19 protein-coding genes are annotated in these 21,708 nt (G+C 45.0%); 5 read left to right on the top strand and 14 right to left on the bottom strand.

The window, feature by feature from the left end:
• Positions 1 to 54: 54 nt before the first annotated feature.
• The 13 genes from IJE10_00095 to mraZ all read right to left on the bottom strand — a co-directional run bounded on the left by IJE10_00095 (position 55) and on the right by mraZ (position 13,270).
• Complete coding sequence (locus IJE10_00095; protein ID MBQ2966506.1) at positions 55 to 390, bottom strand: DMT family protein; 336 nt, start codon at positions 388 to 390, stop codon at positions 55 to 57.
• 14 nt (positions 391 to 404) lie between these two features.
• Positions 405 to 575, bottom strand: coding sequence for a hypothetical protein (locus IJE10_00090; protein ID MBQ2966505.1), 171 nt, complete (start codon positions 573 to 575; stop codon positions 405 to 407).
• Between the two features lie 77 nt (positions 576 to 652).
• Complete coding sequence (gene ftsZ, locus IJE10_00085) at positions 653 to 1,783, bottom strand: cell division protein FtsZ (protein ID MBQ2966504.1); 1,131 nt, start codon at positions 1,781 to 1,783, stop codon at positions 653 to 655.
• Between the two features lie 125 nt (positions 1,784 to 1,908).
• Positions 1,909 to 2,685: an FtsQ-type POTRA domain-containing protein gene (locus IJE10_00080; GenBank protein MBQ2966503.1), complete on the bottom strand. Its 777-nt coding sequence runs from the start codon at positions 2,683 to 2,685 to the stop codon at positions 1,909 to 1,911.
• Positions 2,675 to 3,940 carry a UDP-N-acetylglucosamine 1-carboxyvinyltransferase gene (gene murA, locus IJE10_00075; protein MBQ2966502.1) on the bottom strand — a complete coding sequence of 422 codons (1,266 nt, stop codon included), beginning with the start codon at positions 3,938 to 3,940 and terminating at the stop codon, positions 2,675 to 2,677. Before murA ends, IJE10_00080 begins: the two co-directional genes overlap by 11 nt.
• A gap of 48 nt (positions 3,941 to 3,988) precedes the next feature.
• Positions 3,989 to 5,161: a putative lipid II flippase FtsW gene (ftsW, locus tag IJE10_00070; GenBank protein ID MBQ2966501.1), complete on the bottom strand. Its 1,173-nt coding sequence runs from the start codon at positions 5,159 to 5,161 to the stop codon at positions 3,989 to 3,991.
• Positions 5,162 to 5,187: 26 nt separating this feature from the next.
• Positions 5,188 to 6,135, bottom strand: a complete 948-nt coding sequence (locus IJE10_00065) for a phospho-N-acetylmuramoyl-pentapeptide-transferase (protein MBQ2966500.1) — start codon at positions 6,133 to 6,135, stop codon at positions 5,188 to 5,190.
• Between the two features lie 107 nt (positions 6,136 to 6,242).
• Positions 6,243 to 7,616 carry a UDP-N-acetylmuramoyl-tripeptide--D-alanyl-D-alanine ligase gene (locus tag IJE10_00060; protein ID MBQ2966499.1) on the bottom strand — a complete coding sequence of 458 codons (1,374 nt, stop codon included), beginning with the start codon at positions 7,614 to 7,616 and terminating at the stop codon, positions 6,243 to 6,245.
• A gap of 2 nt (positions 7,617 to 7,618) precedes the next feature.
• Positions 7,619 to 9,040, bottom strand: a complete 1,422-nt coding sequence (locus tag IJE10_00055; GenBank protein MBQ2966498.1) for a UDP-N-acetylmuramoyl-L-alanyl-D-glutamate--2,6-diaminopimelate ligase — start codon at positions 9,038 to 9,040, stop codon at positions 7,619 to 7,621.
• Between the two features lie 19 nt (positions 9,041 to 9,059).
• The gene (locus tag IJE10_00050; GenBank protein MBQ2966497.1) at positions 9,060 to 11,252 is read right to left on the bottom strand and encodes a PASTA domain-containing protein; all 2,193 of its coding nucleotides are present in this window, start codon (positions 11,250 to 11,252) and stop codon (positions 9,060 to 9,062) included.
• A gap of 131 nt (positions 11,253 to 11,383) precedes the next feature.
• Positions 11,384 to 11,881, bottom strand: a complete 498-nt coding sequence (locus IJE10_00045) for a hypothetical protein (protein MBQ2966496.1) — start codon at positions 11,879 to 11,881, stop codon at positions 11,384 to 11,386.
• Positions 11,882 to 11,901: 20 nt separating this feature from the next.
• The gene (gene rsmH, locus IJE10_00040; protein ID MBQ2966495.1) at positions 11,902 to 12,834 is read right to left on the bottom strand and encodes a 16S rRNA (cytosine(1402)-N(4))-methyltransferase RsmH; all 933 of its coding nucleotides are present in this window, start codon (positions 12,832 to 12,834) and stop codon (positions 11,902 to 11,904) included.
• Position 12,835: 1 nt separating this feature from the next.
• Positions 12,836 to 13,270: a division/cell wall cluster transcriptional repressor MraZ gene (mraZ, locus tag IJE10_00035; GenBank protein ID MBQ2966494.1), complete on the bottom strand. Its 435-nt coding sequence runs from the start codon at positions 13,268 to 13,270 to the stop codon at positions 12,836 to 12,838.
• Between the two features lie 301 nt (positions 13,271 to 13,571).
• Here mraZ and glgA point away from each other — a divergent pair, with 301 nt between their 5' ends.
• The 5 genes from glgA to IJE10_00010 all read left to right on the top strand — a co-directional run bounded on the left by glgA (position 13,572) and on the right by IJE10_00010 (position 20,380).
• The gene (gene glgA, locus IJE10_00030) at positions 13,572 to 15,005 is read left to right on the top strand and encodes a glycogen synthase GlgA (GenBank protein ID MBQ2966493.1); all 1,434 of its coding nucleotides are present in this window, start codon (positions 13,572 to 13,574) and stop codon (positions 15,003 to 15,005) included.
• A 13-nt stretch (positions 15,006 to 15,018) separates the two neighbouring features.
• On the top strand, positions 15,019 to 17,451 hold the full coding sequence (locus tag IJE10_00025; protein MBQ2966492.1) for a glycogen/starch/alpha-glucan phosphorylase: 2,433 nt from the start codon (positions 15,019 to 15,021) through the stop codon (positions 17,449 to 17,451).
• A gap of 80 nt (positions 17,452 to 17,531) precedes the next feature.
• Positions 17,532 to 19,226 carry a glycoside hydrolase family 13 protein gene (locus IJE10_00020; protein ID MBQ2966491.1) on the top strand — a complete coding sequence of 565 codons (1,695 nt, stop codon included), beginning with the start codon at positions 17,532 to 17,534 and terminating at the stop codon, positions 19,224 to 19,226.
• Complete coding sequence (locus tag IJE10_00015) at positions 19,223 to 19,366, top strand: hypothetical protein (protein ID MBQ2966490.1); 144 nt, start codon at positions 19,223 to 19,225, stop codon at positions 19,364 to 19,366. Before IJE10_00020 ends, IJE10_00015 begins: the two co-directional genes overlap by 4 nt.
• 93 nt (positions 19,367 to 19,459) lie before the next feature.
• Entirely contained in the window at positions 19,460 to 20,380 is a 921-nt protein-coding gene (locus tag IJE10_00010) for a DUF4838 domain-containing protein (GenBank protein MBQ2966489.1), read from the top strand.
• Positions 20,381 to 20,415: 35 nt separating this feature from the next.
• Here the strand turns inward: IJE10_00010 and IJE10_00005 are convergent, their stop codons facing one another.
• Positions 20,416 to 21,261, bottom strand: a complete 846-nt coding sequence (locus IJE10_00005; GenBank protein MBQ2966488.1) for a leucine-rich repeat domain-containing protein — start codon at positions 21,259 to 21,261, stop codon at positions 20,416 to 20,418.
• Positions 21,262 to 21,708: the final 447 nt, after the last annotated feature.

Below are 21,708 nucleotides of genomic sequence, written 5' to 3'. Positions count from 1 at the left end.
TTCGCCTTTATACTCGCGTTTTTGCGATCCGGACTTTTTTTACATTCCCTTTTTTCATTTCTTGAACATAAAGAATACTGCCGCCAGAATACATAAAAAAGCAAACAGATAATTCCATGTAAACTTCTCTTTCAGATACAGCACCGAAAATACTGCAAAAACCGAAAGGGAAATAACCTCCTGAATAACCTTTAACTGTGCAGTTGTAAAGTAATTACTTCCTAACCGGTTTGCGGGTACCTGAAATATGTATTCAAAAAATGCCACGCCCCAGCTGATTAAAATGGTCAGCCAAAGGGCTGTGCTTTTGGTTTTTAGATGTCCGTACCAGGCAAAGGTCATGAACACATTGGAAATGACCAACAGCCCAATCGGGAAAAATCTTGCCATCTCTTTTCTCCTCCTTAATTTTGCTTGCGTACCAGGCTGTATTCGTCGCCGTCCCGAAAATATGGACAGCTCTTTGCGTTTGATGCGCACAATCTTTCCCATGCATCCTGGTCAATGTCTGCTGTGCAGAAATATTCTTCCTGCAAATCATCATACTCATAATATGCACACGATTCACATTGCATTGCTATCCCTCGTTTCTAAAGCATGAAAATCCCCCGAACGGTTTAAAACCGTCCGGGGTTTTAATTTTTTGTTGTTCTTAGAACTTTTTACGCATGAAAGACGGGAGACCCAAATCATCTTCATCGGAAGACGCAGGTGTTACATCACGCTGCATTTCACGTTCGTTCTTTAAGGTTGCAAACAAACCGCCCTGTGCAGGAGTCTCTGCAGCAACGGGGCTGACAGGTTCTGCCTTTGCTTTGCCGAAGGAGAAACCGTTCTTGGTATCAAAACCGGTTGCGATAACAGTAATGTTGATATCATCGCCCATGCGGTCATCAATGGTTGCACCAAAGATGATGTTTGCAGAAGGATCTGCATACTGCTGAATCAGTTCTGCTGCCTGACGAACTTCCAGAATGCCAAGGTTCGCACCGCTGATATTGATGATAACGCCTCTTGCACCATCGATGGAAGTTTCCAAAATGGGGCTCTTGATTGCAAGCATTGCTGCTTCTTCTGCACGGTTGTCGCCCTTTGCAATACCGATACCCATATGTGCATAACCGGAGTTTGCCATAACAGACTTAACATCTGCAAAGTCAAGGTTAATGAAGCCCTGACCTGTAATGATATCGGAAATACTCTGGATACCCTGTCTTAAAATATCATCTGCTACAATGAAAGCATCCAGCAAAGAAGTGTTTTTCTGTGCTACTTCAAACAATTTATCATTCGGGATTGTAATCAATGTATCTACTGCTTCTTTGAGGTTTTCAATACCTGCCAAAGCATTTGCTGTACGGATTTTGCCTTCAAAGCTGAACGGCTTTGTAACAACACCAACGGTTAAGATGCCCATTTCACGAGCAAGTCTTGCAACGATAGGCGCAGAACCTGTACCCGTGCCACCGCCCATACCTGCGGTTACAAAAATCATATCAGCACCCTTTAATGCCTGTGCGATTTCTTCATAGCTTTCTTCAGCAGCCTTTCTGCCTACTTCAGGATTTGCACCGGCGCCAAGACCTTTTGTGATTTTTTCACCAATCTGAATTTTAACATCTGCCTTGGAATTTGCCAGTGCCTGCTTGTCCGTGTTTACAGCAATAAATTCAACACCTGTAAAACCGGCATCAATCATTGTGTTCAGGGCATTGTTACCGCCACCGCCACAACCAACTACTTTTATCTGTGCACCGTTATTTCCGTCAACAATAAAATCCATTGCCATCTCTTTTTCCTCCTTAAATACACTTATATAAATATTATATTACAAAGTTTGAAAATTGTAAATAACAAATTTCAAATTTTTTTCAAAATATTTAACTTTTTCGCGTTTTTTTTGCAAAATTATGACTCTTTCGGGGTAAAAATAGCTTTCCCCTCCACCGTAAGCGTAATTGTACCAGCCTCTGAGGGGCCGAGTTCTTCCACCGCAACCTGTAGCATACGCATCTTGTAATCCAGCTGGTAGCCGTCCCCGAAATGTATCTCTTTGTTACCGCCGAGTACACACTTAATCTGATTCGGATCCTTGATATCAATCTCTGTTGTCTGAGCTGCCAGCTCATATTCCGCAAGCTTCTCATATAATGCTGTATATGCATTCGCCTTTGCCACATTCCGCTCCTTAAGGCTGTCTCCGATTTTTAAGGTTTTAACCGAAATACCGGTTACAGCCGGCAGCTTTTTGGGCTTCTTTCCCTGTTGTTCCAACAGATAACCTTCCTCGTCCAGTAACACAACCGCGTTGCCGAACGCAACATAAGACACAGGCACCCGCTCTGTCAGCGTTACCTGTATTGTACTTGGAATTTTCCGCTTGATAACAGCCTTTTTCACATACGGATGCTGTTCCAGTTTTTCTTCGCCCTTCCTGATGCTTAGTTGATAGATGTTCTCAGTCGACTTATATTCAATCGCCTGCTTTACCTCACCCGCAGTAACCTGCTTTGGCTTACCGCCATCTGCGGAACGGACAACCAGATGCTTTGCATCAAACAAAGGGGTAAGCATGAGAATAAACAGGGTAACAGCAATCAGAGCCAGAACGGCTATGACTTTTGCAACCCTGCTGTTTTTGCGTATTTGAATAATCTTTTTCTTCTTACGTTTTTTAACAGCCATATTCTCCTTCACGCACAATATCCGCGTTTAAACTTGTAAGTGCCCTTTCTATATGCTCATATCCCCGGTCCAGAAATTCTGTTCCGGTCATTTTTGTTACACCTTCTGCACAAAGTCCCGCTAATACCAGTGCACCTGCACCGCGCAGTTCTTTGGCTTCCACCTGTGCGCCGTAAAGCTTCGGCACGCCTTTTATAATTGCCTTTTCCCCGACAACCGAAATATCTGCACCCATTTTTATAAGCTCAGGTATGTGTCGGAAACGGTTTTCAAATATGTGTTCAACAACTTCTGTTGTCCCCTGTGCCACCGCCATACATGCCGTAAGCGGTGCCTGCGCATCTGTTGGAAACCCGGGGAACACCTGCGTTTCCACTTTTTTCAGTGCCAGCGGTCTGTCCTGGGCTTTCAGGCAAATCTCCTGCCCGACATGACATATTGCACACCCCATCTGTCGGAGTAAACCGATTTCGGTGCGTACATCAGACGGACAAATACCCGTCAGGCATATATCACCGCCCGTCGCCGCAGCAGCCATCAGATAGGTTGCACACACAATCCGGTCGCCCGCTACGGTATACGTTGTCCCGTGCAACGAACGGACACCCTCAATCACAATTGTATCCGTCCCTGCTCCCGACACTCTGCCGCCCATGGCATTTATAAATTTCTGCAGTTCCAGTATTTCCGGCTCTTTTGCCGTGTTATGCACCGTAACTGTACCCTTGCCGAGCACCGATGCCATAACGGCGTTCTCTGTAGCTCCTACGCTGGGAAATTTCAAATACACGTCCTGCGCCTTTTTACCGCCGAATGTGCAATCCAGCCGTCCCTCTTCTTCAAAGACGGATGCACCCAAAGCAGAAAGCGCATCAATATGTATATCTATGGGGCGATTCCCGATTTCGCAACCACCCGGTGTATAAACAACCGCTTTCCCCATACGAGCCAGAATTGCACCCAGAAACATTACCGAGGAACGCATTTTGTGCATAAGCGGTTTGCAGATTTCAAAATTACGGATGTCTCTTGTATCCACATTTAAAAGCCGTCCCACCCGATGTGCTTTTCCGCCCAACTCCCGTATAATTTCCAGGGCATCCTCCACATCTGAAATATCGGGACAATTATAAATGGTACACTGACCGTCACACAGCACGCAAGCGGCAAGCATTGGCAAAATTGCATTTTTAGAGCCTTGCACACAAAGACGACCCTTAAGCTTTCTGCCACCGCGAACAATAATCTTCCCCATCTGAAAATCCCCCTTATATTACAAGAATATGCGGGATTTTTTAAAGTGTTACCGATCGCCTGCCACAGCCTTACCCTGACAAGAAATGTTCAGCAGTACGCCCATTTCTGCCATTGTGAAAATCAACGCAGTACCACCCGAGGAGAAGAACGGGAGCGGCATACCGGTTACCGGGATGGTACCGGTTACAACTGCGATATTAATTACAACCTGCAATGCCATTAAGGCAGTAATGCCCACAGCCAGAAGTGTGCCCAGCAAATCCGGTGCACGTTGTGCGATGCAGATGCCACGCCAGATCAGCACGGCAAAAAGTGCAATCAGGCAAACCGCACCCACAAAGCCCAGCTCTTCGCAAAGCACTGCAAAGATAAAGTCATTATAAGGCTCGGGAAGCCATAAAAACTTCTGACGGCTCTGTCCGAGACCAAGACCGAACATACCGCCCGAACCGATGGCAAGCAACGACTGAATAATCTGCCAGCCTTCGCCCTGCGGATTGGCAAAGGGATCCAGCCAACTTGCAATACGGGCACTTCTGTAACCGAAAGAAACCAACCACACACCCAACGTCAGAACCGGCGCCGCAATGGCAACCAGATATCCCCAGTTCATGCCTGCAACAAACAGCATCACCATACCAACCGCAAAAATTAAAATGGTACAGCTGAAATGCGGTTCAAGCATGAGCAGAACCACAAATATCGCCAAAAAGCCCAGATACGGTACAAAATCCTGCACGAAATATTTCACAAAGGTTTTGGGATCCTTGGGTTTGTTCCATTTTTGTTTTTTCGCAGACAGCTTACATGCAAACCATAAAATCACGGTAAATTTCGCAAGCTCGGAGGGCTGGAAGGAAACACCCAGATTAATCCAGCGTTTACCGCCGTTATATTCCGGGAACAACAACACCAGACCCAGCAATGCGAGTGTCACCCAAAAAAACAAAGGTAATTTCTGCGCCAACTTATGATAGTCATAACGCATGGCAATCAGCATACCCACAAAACCGACAATGGCAACGGTAAGCTGTTTTCGGAAATAGTAATAGCTGTCCCCCATATTCTGATTGGCAGAGGGAGCTGAAGCCGAGAAACACATAACCAGACCGAAGCAAAGCAAAACCAAAATCACATTAAACAATATCGCATCCGGCTGTCCTTTATTTTTCTTTTTTTCTTTTTCACCGTTAAAAACACGGAATTTTGTTTTTTTCAAATTGTTATGTGCCTCCCTTCAAAGTTTTATGCCAAAAAGGCAACTATGCAACAAAGCAAAGTAATAAGCGAAAATACAATCACAATCTTGTTTTCTTTCCAGCCCTTCTTCTCAAAGTGATGATGAATGGGTGTCATTAAAAATACACGTTTGCCGGTCTTTTTAAAGTAGGCAACCTGAATCATAACCGAAAAAGCCTCAATCAGATAAATCAGACCAACCAACAGCAAAAGCAGTTCACAGCGCATCAGCACGGCAGAAACCGAAACAACACCGCCTAAAAACAGCGAGCCGGTATCGCCCATAAACACTTTTGCGGGATTAAAATTATAGAACAGGAATGCAAAAACACCACCGGCTACCGATGCACAAAGCACCGCAACACCGGTATTTCCTGCTTTACCCGCACTCAGCATAAAGAACAGCGCAACCAACAGTGTTACACTGCCCGCCAAACCGTCCACACCGTCTGTTAAATTTACTGCGTTGACAAAACCGACTATAAAGAAGGTCGCAAACAGAAAATAGAACCAGGAAAGCTGAATGGAAATGTCGGTAAACGGGATGTGAAGCTTTGTGTCAATCATACCCAAAAGATATGCCGCAATCAAAAAGCCGACCGAAGCCACAACCTGCAGAATCAGCTTTTCCACTTCAGTAAGTCCGAGGTTTCTTTTCAGGACAACCTTGATGAAATCATCCACAAAGCCGATGATGCCGAAAGCAACTACTGCAATCACACCTAAAATCGCTTTGGGGTCAAATTTCGAAAAAACCAACGTTGCCGCAACTGCCGCCACCAGAAACCCGATACCGCCCATGGTGGGTGTTCCGTTTTTCTTCTGATGCCAGCTCGGTCCGATTTCGCGGATGGTCTGCCCGAATTTCAGGCGTTTTAAAACAGGAATCAAAACCGGTGTCAAAATCACCGAGATTAAAAACGCCACACCAAATGCCATTAAAGCAGGTTCCATGCCGGAAAAAACCACCTTCAGTACCTCAAGGCCCATATTCCAAATCATACTCACACTCATCTGTTTCTCCGTTTCCGATCTTTTTTAAGATCCACTATTTCTGCGGTTTAAAACCGAATCAAATGCTCAACAACCGTCTCCAGCTTCATACCGCGGGACGCCTTAACCAACACAATGTCTCCTGTACGCACAATGGAATCTAAATATTCTATAACCTGCTCATTTGTTTCAAAATTGCGTGTATTTTCTTCCTTCATGCCTTTACGGATTGCGCCTTGCACAATATTTAAGCTGTCTTTTCCGACAGTCACCAGAATATCCACATTGTTTTCCACCACATAGCCGCCCACCAGCTCATGAGATGCAGATGCAAAATCACCCATTTCAAGCATATCACCAAGCACAGCAACTTTTCGTCTGTTTTTGTCAATCTGATTTAAAATTTTAAGACCTGCCTGCACCGATGACGGGCTTGCATTGTAGCAGTCATTGATGACCGTTACACCATTAACCTCCAAAATGTTCTGACGCATTTTCCCGGGTTCAAAGGTTGCAACCGCTTCAGCATATTCCGAAGCAGAAACACCATAGCAAACACCCACAAGATAAGCAGCCATCGCGTTTTTTACATTATGCTCCCCAAACACCGGAATACATACCCGAACGGATACATCCCCGTGTACCAGTGTAAACGCAGTCCCCGAGGAATCGTATGCAATATCTACCGCACGCACATCGCATTCCTCATTCACAATACCGTAAGAAAAGGAATTGAAAGCGTTAAAACGCATGCGCTCACTCCAGAGCATATCATCGTCCCCGCAATAAATCACGTTTCCGCCGGGGCGGATATGAGAAAGCATTTCCAGCTTTGCCTTGCAGATGTTTTCCCTCGACCCGAGTTTTTCAATGTGGGACATACCGATATTGGTAAACACCCCGGTATCCGGCTTTACCATAGATGCCAGCGCATCAATTTCACCAAAGCCCGACATACCCATTTCGGTTACGCCAATCTCATTATCCCTCTCCAGTCGCAAAAGCGTCAGCGGGAGACCAATCTGATTGTTGAAATTGCCTTTGGTTTTCAAAAGATTGTATTTAGAGTCCAGTACCCAGGCAATCATATCCTTTGTGGTGGTTTTTCCCACACTGCCGGTCACACCCACGAACGGAATTTTGAAACGGCTTCTGTAAAAGGTTGCAATGTCACCTAAAGCCTTCAAAGTATCTTCAACAATGATTTTTGCACAGCTAACTTCCACATCTTTTGACACAACCACCGCAACAGCTCCCTGCTCAGCAGCACTCTGCACGAAATTGTGTCCGTCGAAATTCACACCCGAAAGTGCAACGAAAAGCATGCCTGCCCCAATCACTCTGGAATCCGTATTCACATCTATAATTGCAGTTTCCGGTGTTCCCCCGGACAATTTCCCTTTGGTAGCGCGGACAATATCCGCCAAGGTCAGCATTTCCATCTTTATTCTCCTCTACTCATTTTGTCCCGAATCTCTGTTAAAATTTCGGTTTCATCGAAATGTACTTTTTCTTTTCCGATAACCTGATAATCCTCATGACCCTTACCTGCAAGAACAATCACATCGTCCTTTTTTGCAATTTGGAGTGCATGCACAATTGCCTCCCGTCTGTCTGCAAATACACAGTAGTTATCGCTCTTAATACCCTTTACCACATCTTCAATAATCAGATCGGGGTCTTCTGTACGGGGATTATCCGAAGTTACAATCGCATAATCTGCAAGTGTGGTTGCAATGTCGCCCATAATGGGACGCTTGGTTGCGTCACGGTCACCACCACAGCCAAACAGCGCAATCACTCTGCCCTTTGCAAAGCCCTTGGCGGTTTTTAAAATATTTTCCAGACCGTCCGGAGTATGTGCATAGTCAATCAATACCGTAAAGTCGAAACCGAGGTCCACCACTTCAGCACGTCCCTTTACGCCCTTTGCATGTTTTAATGCCTCTGCAATAAAGGGAAGCTCTAAGCCAAGACTTGCGGTCGCGCCGATTGCACTTAATGCATTATATACCGAGAATTTTCCCGGAATGCCCAGAACAAAAGGAACTTCTCCGATATTAAACGTAACATTCTCCTGATTTAAGCATATATGGGTTGCATGAAGCGCAGACTCTTTTTCGACAGAGTAGCCGGTATACGCGCAGCTGCCGCCGAGCATTACAGAAGACCATTTGTCATCCATGTTCACCACGCCTTTTTTACAGCGGGAGAACAAAATAGCTTTTGCCTCTGCATAATTCTCCATGGTTTTGTGGAAATCCAGATGATCCTGCGTAAGATTTGTAAATACACCCACATCAAAATCACAGCCGTATACCCGGTCTAAATACAGCGCGTGGGAGGAAACCTCCATCACAACCGTATCCACCTTTGCCTCCGCCATTCTCGCAAACAAAGCCTGCAATTCAAAAGAATCCGGGGTGGTTCTGGACGTTTCAATAATTTCGTCACCAATCATGTTCTGATTGGTTCCGATCAAACCAACCTTTTGTCCCGCATATTCTAAAATCTGCTTGATTAAAAAGGTGGTTGTGGTTTTTCCGTTGGTACCCGTGATACCGATTAAAGTAAACTTTTCCGAGGGCTTGCCGTGGAATAAATTACATGCGTGTGCCAATGCTCTTCTGGAGTCCTTTACATAAATAACCGGGCAGGAAACAGAGATTTCGTCCTGTGCCAATATTGCCGCAGCACCTTTTTCCTCCGCCATTTTAGCATACTTATGACCGTCTGTTTCATACCCCTTTACGCATACAAACAAACAGCCCTCCGTAACCTTACGGGAGTCCGACTCGATATGTGTAACCTCAACGCTTCCGTCTCCCTGATACGCAATGCCTTCCAGAATTTTTTCTATTTTCAATCTGCACACCCTCTTTCGTTTATTCTACATCCAAGTGTCTGATTTCTACATAAACAACTGTACCCTTTTGTACCTGTGTACCTGCTGCAGGCTCCTGGCTGACTACAACCGAATCACCCTGACCTGTAATGTTGCCGGTAAGTTTCATATTTAATCCGCTGCCTACAATCGCAAGATTTGCCTGCTCAGGTGTCATACCGCTTACATTAGGCACCACGATGCTTTCAGCAGGTTCCTCTTCGGTATACAGTACAATTGTTGAGCCTTCGGGCAGTCTTGCCGTACTGCTGGGTACTTGTGTCTTAACCTTGTCACCGCTACCCTTGACCGAATAGGTAAAGCCTGCCTCCTGCACCACAGAAATGGCTTCAGAAACCGATTTACCAACTACATCCGGCACACTTACATCCACATTCTTCGCTTCTTCCACATTCAGGCGTGGTTCTACGTTCAGATAACGCAGAACGTCATTCATAATGTGTCCTACAACAGGTGCCGCGATGGTACCGCCGTAATACTGACCGCCCATGGGTTCATCCAGCATAACGAGTACCGCAATCTGCGGATCGTCCGCAGGCGCAAACCCGCCGAAGGAAGCGATGTATTTACCCTGATTTCGGGGTGTTTTTTCAGATGTTCCCGTTTTACCTGCTACGCGGAAACCCTGCACATAAGCATTTTTACCCGAGCCTTCGGATACTACCGACTCTAAATAGGTGCAAAGCTTACCTGCCGTTTCTTCCGAGATAATCTGTTTTACAAATTCAGGCTCAATTTGCTGAACCACTCTTCCGTCGCCGTCGGTTAAAGCTTTAACCATATGCGGCTTCATATATTTTCCGCCGTTTGCCACGGCAGCAATTGCCGAAATCATCTGCACGGGAGTCACCTGGAAGCCCTGCCCGAACGAAGAGGTCGCAATTTCTGCAATCCCCATGTTTTTACGGGAGAAAAACAGGCCTTCTGCCTCACCGGGCAAATCAATGCCTGTCGGATGCACCAGGTTAAATCCGTTTACATATTTAATGAAATTGTCTGCACCTATCCGGTCACCGATTTCCATAAACGCCGGGTTGCATGAGTTTTTAATGGCATCCGCAAAGGTCTGCGTGCCGTGTCCGTTGGTTTTCCAGCAATGAATGTTATGTGTTGCCACACGCCGAACACCGGAGCATGTGAACATATCATTGTCCCGTATAAGATTTTCCTCCAGCGCAATAGCTGCCGTGAAGATTTTGAACACAGAGCCGGGCTCATACATATCACTCACAGCCTTGTTACGCCACATTTTTTGCAATGCTTCGGAGGTTTTTACATTTCTTTCTTCGTCCTCTTCAATGGCTTCCAGATCATTTTTTATATCTGCATCCACCAACGTGAAGGGCTGATTCAGATTAAAGTCGGGCTTGGTAGTCATGGCAAGAATTTCACCTGTTTTTACATCCATGACGATTGCTGCCGCACCGTTTGCCAGCTGATTGTCTGCTACCGCCGCCTCCAGATGGCTTTCCGCATAATGCTGAATAACCTCGTCTAAGGTCAGTACTACATTGTAGCCATCCTCCGAGGTGTAGAATTTCTCATAATCAAAGGGCATATTACCGCCCACTGCGTTGCGTGCCGAAACAATTCGCCCGGAAATACCCTTAAGCTCGTCATCATACGCCAGCTCAATTCCCGCAAGTCCCTGATTGTCGGTACCTGTAAAGCCGATAACGTGAGAAGCAAAATTGTTGTACGGATAATAACGCTTAGAGTCTTCCACCAAATCAATCCCTGCAATAACCTCATCTGCAATCAGCTTTTCAATCTCCTGATACTGGTCGATTTCAACCTTTCGCTTGATAAATTCATAGGTAGAATTTCTTGCCAGAATTTCCGCAACGTCCTCGTATTCCATTTCTAAAATCCGTGACAAATGCACCGCCACAATATTTTCCAGACGGTCCTTGCGGATTGCATTTGGATTTGCACTTATGGTTTTTACCGATGCGCTGACCGCCAGAGCCTTCATGTTACGGTCATAAATGGTACCGCGCTTGGGATTTACAATTTTATCACTGGTTTGCTGCTGTATCGCCTTTGCTTCAAGCGTATCGCCCTCCACAAACTGAATCCAGCCTGTGCGCAAAACCAAAACTGCACAGCAAGCGATTACAATATACAAAAACACTAACATTCTGGTTCGAACTTGTTTACCGGCTGTCTTCATGTTACACTCCTTTTCCGGACGCAAAAAACACCCTGTTTTTCCGTCTCTAAAAATTACAGATAAATAGGGAAAAAAAGGTACATGCTCTATGTACCCTTCCATCATTCACTTCGTTAATATATAGTAAACTTTTATGCTAAGTATTCCCAGATGCCGCTAAAGAAATCTCCGATTCTCTGCCACATTCCGTCCTGCCCTGCTTCTGCAACAACCACCTTGTCCGGATAGCTCAGCGATACGCTGATAACCTGATGGCTCTGCGGAAAGTCCATGCTAAGCTCGCTTTTGGCTACCGATTCCACATAATTTAAGTCTGTGGTGCGGTCTAAAGCAATTCTTGCCATGTCTGTTCTTGCAGATACTTCCTTAAGCTGTCCCGCAAGCTTTTCATTGTTAGAATTAATCTCATTCATTGCCGTAAAACGGAAAACCATAAGGAATACCACCGCAATGAAAACAATCCCCAGAATGCTGTTGATATTGATTTTACTTTTTTCCCTTACTCTTGTACGGGTACGGCTGTCGGTTCTTGCACCCACCGTTTCTTGCGGTACGGGAATTGAATACGGCTTTGCGACCGTACTTGTTGCAGAATAATATTCGTACTGGCTTGCGTATCTTGTAGACATGTAAGCATTCCTTTCTTTATTTATAATTTTTCTATCGCTCTGAGCTTTGCGCAGGAAGAGCGACTGTTGTATTCCAATTCTTCTTCGGATGCGGTTATGGGTTTTTTAAACACCAGTTTGCCTTTCGGTTTATTTCCGCAAACGCAAATGGGAAAATCCGGCGGGCAGGTACAGCCTTTGCAAAAATCGTTAAACGCAGTTTTTACAATTCTATCCTCCAATGAATGGAAAGTGATAATTGCCAGTCTTCCGCCCGGCTCTAATAAGTCAAAAAAATCATTTACAGCATCCCGTAAAATGCCCAGTTCGTTGTTTACCTCAATACGGATTGCCTGAAATACCCGCTTTGCAGGATGTCCGCCTTCTCTGCGGTTCTTGGCAGGAATACCGAGCTTGATAAGCTCTACCAACTGAAAAGTCGTTTCCACCGGTGCCGTTTCCCTTGCCTGCACGATTTTCTGCGCAATCTGCGATGCAAACTTTTCTTCACCATAATCCCGGAACACTTTTGTAAGCTGTTCCTTTGAATAGGTGTTAACCACATCATAAGCCGTCATACCACCGCTTTGGTCCATACGCATGTCAAGCTTTGCGTCATGGTTATAGGAAAACCCTCTGTCACCGTTGTCCAACTGATAGCTGGAAACACCAAGATCCAAAAGTCCGCCGTTGATGGACGAAAATCCGCATTCCGCCACCAACCGCTTCACATCACAGAAGTTTCCCTTCTTTAAATATGTACGGTCAGAAAAAACTGATAGCCGCTTTCCTGCTGCTGTCAGTGCCTCATCATCTCTGTCAATGCCAATCAGCTTTGCCTCTTTGGTGCGACTGAGGATCTGGAAGGAGTGTCCCGCTCCTCCCAGAGTCCCGTCCACATATATCCCAACTTGGTTTAAGGCTAGCGCCTCTAAACTCTCTTCAAGCAAAACCGATACATGCTTAAATTCCATATTATAAGCCAAATTCCGAAAGAGAACCGATTAAATCTTCCAGATTGATATCGTCATCCTCCGGCTGATATACATTCCAGTTTTCCTTCGCCCAGATTTCAATATAAGCGGACTGGCCGATGATTACTGTTTCCTTTATCAGGTTTGCATGCTTTAAAAGATTGGGAGGAATGATGATTCTGCCCTGCTTGTCCACTTCGCACTCGGAAGAGTTCGCCAAAATCACACGGCGAATCTTTCTGGCGTTTTCGTTACTCTCGGGCAAGCTGTCAAAACGGGACTTGTATTTTTCCCATTCTTCCTGGCTGTAACCACGGATACATCCGTCAAAACCCACGGTCAGGTAGAACTTGTCGCCAATATCTTCCCTGAACTTTGCAGGCATAATGACACGTTTTTTCGCATCCATATTATGCTCATAGGTACCTATCAGCAACTTTTCCACCACCTTTCCGTAAAGTTATGCACATTATCCGCGAGTTATCCGCCACTTTTTCCCACTTCGTGGCATTTTCCTCCACTTTGACTATATTGTAAACCATTTTTCTGAAATAATCAAGCCTTTTTTGAAAAAAAATCAGATTTTTTTAAAAATTTTTCCATTTCTATATAAAACAAGGGTAATTTTTTGAAAAAAAGGGTGACAAACACGCGTTTTTATGTTATAATATCTTTGGGTACAGTCTTGTTTTTTCAGACTGTGCCGAAAATTTTAGTTCAGAAAGGAATTACGCACCATGAAAAAAATACTTTTCGTTACATCCGAAGTATATCCGTTTATCAAAACCGGCGGTCTGGGCGACGTGGCATATGCACTCCCGAAAGAATTGACTCGCAAAGGCTATGAAACACGCGTAATTTGTCCTTTATACAAGGATATCCCCCAAAGTTATAAAGATAACATGGAAAAAGTGTGCGATTTCTCGGTTCCGGTTGGCTGGAGAAGCCAGTACTGCGGTTTGTACCGTACCGAGCTTGACGGCACTGTTTTTTACTTTTTAGATAATGAATTTTATTTCCTGCGCGGCGGCGCCTACGGTTACTATGATGACGGCGAACGCTTTGCTTTCTTTAACCGCGGTGTTCTGGAAGCCATTTTGAAAATGGATGATTTTGATCCCGACATCCTGCACATCAACGACTGGCACACCGGTATGATTCCGCTTCTTATGAAGCATTTCTACTACGGCACAAAGGCATATTGCAAAACCTTACTTACCATTCACAACCTAAAATTCCAGGGTATTTATCCCAAGCAGACCTTAACCGAGCTTTTAGGTTTAGATGACGGTTACTTTACCGAAGACAAGGTAAAATACTACGACTGCATTTCGTTTATGAAGGCAGCGATTGTCTTTTCCGATTATGTGACCACCGTAAGCCCCACCTATGCCTTAGAAATCCAGAACGATTTCTTCGGGGAAGGCTTGAACGGTGTTTTAAGTGCGCACAACTATAAACTGCGCGGCGTATTAAACGGTTTGGATTATGAAATCAACGACCCCAAAACCGACAGCAAGATTTTTGCAAACTACACCTGGTCCAAGCCCGAAAATAAAGTCATTAACAAAACCGAGCTTCAAAAAGAGCTGGGTCTTGCTGTAGACCCCGACATGCCCATGATTGGTATTGTCAGCCGTATGACTGCACAAAAAGGCTTTGATCTGGTTATCGCCATGATTGAAGAGATGATGGCAGAAAAGGTTCAGCTTGTGCTTTTGGGCACCGGTGACAGCAAGTATGAGGATGTGTTCCGCTACTATGCACTCCGCTACCCCGAAAGAGTTTCTGCAAACCTCAAATTCTCCGACGAGCTGGCAAGAAAAATCTATGCAGGCAGTGATATTTTCTTAATGCCCTCCCTGTTTGAACCCTGCGGTTTGGGACAGCTGATTGCCCTGCGCTACGGTTCTGTACCGCTGGTACGTGAAACAGGCGGCTTAAAAGACACCATCCAGCCCTACGACGAATATAAAAATAAGGGCAACGGTTTCTCCTTTACCAACTTTAACGCCCATGACATGATGAATGTTATCCGTTATGCTTTAAAGGTGTATCAGGATAAGGATGCATGGCGTAAGCTGTTAAAACGCGGTATGCGTTCCAACTACAGCTGGGAAATCGCGGCTCAGAATTATATGGAAATTTACGATCAATTAGAAAGCGAGTGAACAATTTAAAATGTTGAACAAAACCAAGGATCAGATTAAAAAGGACTTTACCAAAAAGCTGATTACGCGCTACGGTAAAGACATCACCCAGGCAAGCCCTTTGCACATCTATGAAGCAGCAGGACGTCTGGTCCGTGATTATATTGCCCACTACTGGCACGACACCCGTACACAGTATGTGGACGAAGGTGTAAAGCAGGTACACTATTTCTCTATGGAATTCCTGCTCGGTAAATTATTAGACTCTAACCTCATCAACCTCGGCATCAAGGACCAGTTTAAAGAAGCTATGGCAGAACTGGGCATTGATTTGGGCGAACTGGAGGACATGGAAATCGAGCCGGGTCTCGGTAACGGTGGCTTAGGCAGACTTGCCGCATGCTTCCTGGATTCCATGAGCTCTACCGGTATCCCCGCATACGGTCAGGGTATCCGTTACAAATACGGTCTTTTCAAACAGAAAATCCAAAACGGTTATCAGATTGAAGAATCGGATAACTGGTTAAAGCATGAAAACATCTGGGAAATGCGCCGTGAAGACGAAGCGGTTACCGTTAAATTCGGCGGCCGTGTAGAAGTGGAAGTGGACAAAAACGGTCAGATTCAGGTACAGCACAAGGATTATGATGAAATCTTAGCTGTTCCGTATGATACCCCCATCGTGGGCTATGACTGCCGTAACGTAAACTCATTGCGTCTCTGGGACGCTAAGGTTGTAGGCGAAGACGTAAACTTTGGCGAATTCAATCAGGGCGACTACATGAAGTCGGTTGAAAAGAAGTTTAACACCGAACTGATTTCCAACATGCTCTACCCCAACGACTCTACCCAGAGCGGTAAAACCCTGCGTTTAAAGCAGGAATACTTCTTTGTAAGCGCAGGTCTGCAGAGCATGCTCCGCAAGCATAAAAGCTTAGGCTATGCGGTAGAAGATTTCCACAAATACCATGCAGTGCACATCAACGACACCCATCCCTCACTGGCTGTAGCAGAATTGATGCGTCTTTTGATGGATGAAGAAAATATTCCCTGGGCAAAGGCGTGGGACATCACCACAAAGACCATGGCATACACCAACCACACCATTATGGCAGAAGCGCTTGAGAAGATTGACATCAACTTAATGAAAGAATTACTCCCCAGAGTATTCATGATTATTGAAGAAATCAACCGTCGTTTCAACGAAGAATTGCAGGAAAAATATCCGGATAATTACGACAAGCACCAGAAAATGGCAATTATGTGGGACGGTAAAATCCGCATGGCAAACCTTGCGATTGTAGGCTCGCACTCGGTAAACGGTGTTGCAGCTCTGCACACCGAAATCTTAAAAAATCAGGAATTGAAAGATTTCCACCAGCATTATCCGGGCAAATTCAATAACAAAACCAACGGTATCACCCACCGTCGCTGGTTGCTTTCTGCAAACACAGAGCTTGCAAAGCTGATTTGCGAAGCCATTGGCGATAAGTGGATCAAAAAACCCGAAGAGTTGGAAGCGTTACTTCCTTTTGCAGATGACAAAACCTTCCGGGAAGAATTTGCAGGCATCAAGCATCGCAAAAAAATCGAAATGGATGCGTTTACCAAGAAAAATTACGGTATTGAACTGGATACCCACAGCTTGTTCTGCACCCAGGTTAAGAGACTGCACGCTTACAAGCGCCAGACCTTAAACATTCTCTACATCATGCACCTTTATAACGAGCTTTTGGAAAATCCCGATATGGATGTACCGCCCCGCACCTTTATCTTCGGTGCAAAAGCCTTTTCGTCCTATCGCCTTGCCAAATCGGTTATCAAGCTGATTAACTCGGTAGCGGACAAAGTAAACAACGACCCGAGAATCGGGGGCAAATTAAAGGTTGTGTTCGTGCCCAACTACAACGTAGACGCGGCACAGCGCATCATCCCCGCTTCCAACGTGAGCATGCAGATTTCCACCGCCTCTAAGGAAGCATCGGGCACCAGTAACATGAAGTTCATGATGAACGGTGCCATCACCCTTGCTACCATGGACGGTGCAAATGTAGAAATTTACGATGCGGTTGGTAAAGAAAACATCGTAACCTTCGGTCTTTCTTCGGAAGAGGTTATCAACTACTATAAAAACGGTGGCTACATGTCCTCCGAGATTTATAACACCGACCCGAGAGTTCACAAGGTTTTAGATCAGCTCCGAAGTGATATGTATTCCTCCAGCTGGGGTGAATATGACGAAATTTACAACCACCTGGTAACCTGGAATGACGAATTTTTCGTTCTGAAGGATTTCGATGCCTTTGTGAAAGCAAATGACGAAATCAACAGACGCTATAAAGATCGTGACAGTTGGAATAAATCCGCAGTTATCAACATCGCAAAATCCGGTCGTTTCTCCAGTGACAACACCATTTTGCGTTACGCAGAAGAAATCTGGGGCATTGACCCGTATTTCGTTGTCTGAGTTTTATACTTTTTGCCCCCATGTCTGCACACAGGCATGGGGACTTTGACATTATTTGTGTGCAGAAAGGTTTAAATGCCGTGATACAGTTTGACGCTTGGAATTCAAAACACAAGTCCCCTTTTGGTGCCGTAGCCTGCGGTACTGCTGTTTCTTTTTCCATCCTTGCTGAGGAATGCGACCGGGTGTATTTATGCACCCAAAACATGGGCGATCTGGAAATGGAGCAGGCGGGCGATTGGTTTCATATCACCCTGACACCCAAAGAGGCAGGTCTTATCTTTTATCATTTCCGCTTGCACAGTATTTACGGACCAACCTTTTACTGTGGCAGAGGGGACGGTGGGAGCAGCTACTGCACCGATGATATGCCGAATTCCTGGCAGCTTACGGTGTATCAGAAAACCCCTAAAATTCCCGACTGGTATAAAAAAGGTATTGTATATCAGATTTTCCCTGACCGTTTTCATGTAGGTGGAGAGGTCATCCGAGCCAAAAAAGATGTTTACTACCGCGACTGGTCAGAAATGCCCGCATACATCCGCGGGGAAGATAACGACATCAAAACCTGGGATTTTTACGGTGGAAATTTAAAGGGCATTACCCAAAAGCTTCCCTATTTAAAAGATTTAGGGGTTAGCTGTATTTACTTAAACCCGATTTTCGAGTCCGCCTCCAACCATCGCTACTCCACCGCAGATTACAAAAAAATCGACAACATATTAGGCAGCGAGCATGACTTTATGCAACTGGTGCAGGAAGCAGACAAAAACGGCATCAAGCTGATTTTAGACGGGGTCTTTAACCATGTGGGTGCAGACAGCATCTACTTTAACCGCTTCAAAAATTACGGAGACGGTGGTGCTTTCCAATCCAAGGACTCGCCATATTTCCCCTGGTTCCGCTTTACAGACTATCCGGAAGAATACGAGTGTTGGTGGGGCGTGACCGACCTGCCCGATTTGGAAGAAAATAACGAAGATTTGCGAAAATTCCTGCTCACAGACCAAGACAGTGTTATCCGCAAATGGACAAAATGCGGCATCGGTGGTTGGCGTTTAGATGTGGCAGACGAGCTGCCCGACGATTTTCTGGCACTTCTTTTTAAAACCGTAAAGGAAGAAAACCCCGAAGCGATTGTACTGGGCGAGGTGTGGGAGGATGCTTCCAACAAGGTTGCCTACGACACCTTAAGAAAATATTTCACCCACCGCGAGTTAGACTGCGTTATGAATTATCCGTTCAGGGACTCTATGTTCGACTTTTTCCGTGGCGATATCAACGCCTATGATTTGAAAAACCGTTTCATGACCCAGATGGAAAACTACCCCGAATCAGCTTTCCTGTGTAATTTAAACCTGTTAGGTACGCATGATACCGAGCGCATCCGCACCATGACAGATGAAATTGCACCCGACCACAGCTTTAAACTGCTTACACAGCTTGTGGCATTGCAGTTTACCTTCCCGGGTGTACCCTCGGTTTATTACGGGGACGAAGCCGGTGTAACCGGCGGTAAAGACCCCGATAACCGCAAGCCTTACCCCTGGGGGAAGGAAGACCAAAGCACTTTTAATCTGTATAGAAAATACATGCGTCAGCGTGCAGACAGCGACCTTTTGAAATCGGGCAAAACCGAATTCATTGCCCTCTCAGAGGATGTATTCGGTGTAAAACGCTATATAAATGAAAAAACACATACCCTTTATGTAAACCGCAGTGATGTGACACAAATCGATGTGCCTGCCCACGGCTTGAAGGAGGAAATTGTATGAAGGATAAAAAAGACAAGAACGAACCCAAAAATGTAAAAGCAGGATGGGGTGCTTTCTGGATATTCGTGTTTGTCATCGGCGTGTATCTGTTGCTGGATTGGCTGGTGCTCACCCCGTTTATCAACTGGATTAAAGGTTAACAAAAAAGAGACAAAAATTGATATTTTTGTCTCTTTTTTTAGTTGAAAAACAAATTCAGATATGATACTATTATAAAAAAGGGGGAGATACTCTTGAAAAAACTGATTATTCACCCGGACGAAATCACAAATGTCTGGATTGACCGTTTACATCAGAATAATATAGAAGTTTTAGGTATACATTCCGAGGGTGGTACCAAGGCACATGAGCATTTAGAGGCTATGCTTGACCTTTGTAAAACCGCAGAATACCGTAAAAATATTGACCGCGCACGGGAATTGGGTTTGAAAATCCACTATGAACTGCATGTAGCAAGCTATCTTTTGCCCCGTGATTTGTTTGACACCCACCCCACCTGGTTTCGCATGGACGAAAACGGCAACCGCGTAAAGGAATTTAATTTCTGTGTAACCAACGCCGATGCCATGGACTATGTGGCAAACCGCGCCGCAGAGCTTGCAGACAAGCTGTACGGCACAGACGATTGCTTTTATTTGTGGTTAGATGACGGCATTAAAAATTACTGCCAATGCGAAAACTGCAAAAAGCTCTCTCCGTCCGACCATCAGCTGATGACCATGAACGCCATTTTAAAAAAGCTTAAAGCAACCCGTCCCAATGCTAAAATTGCATATCTTGCGTATTGCGATACCATTACACCGCCAAAGCATACCATACCCGAAAAGGGTGTGTTCGTGGAATACGCCCCCTATAAGCGCGACTTTACAAAGCCTGCAAAGGATATGCCTGAAGAAGAAATTGTAAATGTAAAAAAGCTTCTGGACTTTTTCGGATACGAGGAGGCAACAGTCTTAGAATACTGGTACGACAATTCCCTTTATTCTGAATACAAAAAACCGCCCAAGCTTTTAAAACCGCACAATGACCATGTAAAGGTGGATATTCCCTTTTACAAGGATTTAGGCTTTACGCACATTTCCTCTTTTGCATGCTTCTTAGGCCCCGACTACGAGGAACTCTACGGCGCCCCCGACATTTCTGCCTTTGTATAAAAAACAAGCTATTGCGACTTGCAATAGCTTGTTTTTTATACTTCCTCGGTTATAGCAATAGGTACATAGTCTTGATTCCAGACATATACCTTTACGTTTTTTACCGCATCGGTGTCAAAGATTGCTTTGCCGTCCGCCGAAACGGTTTTGACCCCAATCAACCTGCCCGATTGGTCGTATGCCAGCACCTGAACCGCCTTTGCAGACGGAAATTCTTTAACAAGTACCTTCGTCTTTCCTGCGACCTGATACACCGCACAATCCGTATCCCCTAAAAAAATCAGCTCTGCGCTCTCCGGTAGTCCGATAATGGGTCTGTAGCTTGTAAAACCCACCTTAACCGGTGTAAACCACTCCTTTTTTGTACCGTTAAAGAAAATCGCTTTTAAGTTCGGGCAATCCGCATCAAATAAGAATTCCGCTCTTAAAATACTGTTCCCAAAGGTTACATATTCAAGAGCAGTACACCCCGAAAACGCATAAAGTCCAATCGCCTCCACCGAATCGGGTATCACAATTTCCTTCAAAGCTCTGCAATCTGCAAAAGCAAGATTTCCGATACCTGTCAGTCCCTCGGGAAGCTCTATTTCCTCCAACTTTTCAAAGCCCATAAACGCAAAGTTATCAATAAAGGTTATTCCTTCCTGCACAACAACCTTTAAAACAGAATCCGCTAACCCTTCCCAGGGTGCCCGCGCCTGCTCTTCCGAATAATGCATCACACCCGTACCGCTGATGGTTAAAACACCCGTATCATCCAAACTCCATTCTATATTCTCGGGACACACTCCGCTTTTAACTGTCTCCGCCGCCCATACAGACCCCGAAAACAGCATGACAAAAGCCAGTCCCGCACCAATTAGAAACAAAAGCTTTTTCATACACACACCTCCTGTTTTTCAAGTATAAAATCAGTGAACAAATTAGATGCCAAACTTTTTAGCTAAATTTTGCACTACTGTGCAAAGCTAAATTATCTCATTTCATTCGATAGCTAAATAACACTATCAAGAGTAGCTAAATTAAATTCGCCATTAGCGTGCGAAGCACATTTAGCTGTCGCAGACAATTTAGCTGAATAGATTTAACTCTGTTAAATCTATTCTACCACAAATCCCCTTTTTACGCAATAGACTTACACCTCGCAAAAAGTATTTCCTGAAGAAGACTTTTTTGCGAAAAGAGGCGACGCAACGAAATAAAAATCCACCGGCATAGCCGGTGGTATTTCATTTTCGGGCATAGCCCTACCCGATACTGGCTGCGCACAAGTGCGCTTTTTATTGGCCTGCCAGCCATGCAACGATTACTTGCTACCCATAAATGGG

The organism is Clostridia bacterium, assembly GCA_017410375.1.
GTDB lineage: Bacteria > Bacillota > Clostridia > RGIG6154 > RGIG6154 > RGIG6154.
Note: the sequence above shows the minus strand (reverse complement) of the source record. Positions and strands in the feature narration are given on the sequence as shown.

Excerpts from the sequence above, each read along its gene's own strand:
- IJE10_00065 (MBQ2966500.1), bottom strand. The coding sequence starts at position 6,135 with ATGGAACCTGCTTTAATGGCATTTGGTGTGGCGTTTTTAATCTCGGTG.
- ftsZ (MBQ2966504.1), bottom strand. The coding sequence starts at position 1,783 with ATGGATTTTATTGTTGACGGAAATAACGGTGCACAGATAAAAGTAGTT.
- IJE10_00095 (MBQ2966506.1), bottom strand. The coding sequence starts at position 390 with ATGGCAAGATTTTTCCCGATTGGGCTGTTGGTCATTTCCAATGTGTTC.
- IJE10_00060 (MBQ2966499.1), bottom strand. The coding sequence starts at position 7,616 with ATGGAAATGCTGACCTTGGCGGATATTGTCCGCGCTACCAAAGGGAAA.
- IJE10_00015 (MBQ2966490.1), top strand. The coding sequence starts at position 19,223 with ATGAAGGATAAAAAAGACAAGAACGAACCCAAAAATGTAAAAGCAGGA.
- IJE10_00005 (MBQ2966488.1), bottom strand. The coding sequence starts at position 21,261 with ATGAAAAAGCTTTTGTTTCTAATTGGTGCGGGACTGGCTTTTGTCATG.
- rsmH (MBQ2966495.1), bottom strand. The coding sequence starts at position 12,834 with ATGGAATTTAAGCATGTATCGGTTTTGCTTGAAGAGAGTTTAGAGGCG.
- glgA (MBQ2966493.1), top strand. The coding sequence starts at position 13,572 with ATGAAAAAAATACTTTTCGTTACATCCGAAGTATATCCGTTTATCAAA.
- IJE10_00080 (MBQ2966503.1), bottom strand. The coding sequence starts at position 2,685 with ATGGCTGTTAAAAAACGTAAGAAGAAAAAGATTATTCAAATACGCAAA.
- IJE10_00090 (MBQ2966505.1), bottom strand. The coding sequence starts at position 575 with ATGCAATGTGAATCGTGTGCATATTATGAGTATGATGATTTGCAGGAA.
- IJE10_00045 (MBQ2966496.1), bottom strand. The coding sequence starts at position 11,881 with ATGTCTACAAGATACGCAAGCCAGTACGAATATTATTCTGCAACAAGT.
- IJE10_00050 (MBQ2966497.1), bottom strand. The coding sequence starts at position 11,252 with ATGAAGACAGCCGGTAAACAAGTTCGAACCAGAATGTTAGTGTTTTTG.
- murA (MBQ2966502.1), bottom strand. The coding sequence starts at position 3,940 with ATGGGGAAGATTATTGTTCGCGGTGGCAGAAAGCTTAAGGGTCGTCTT.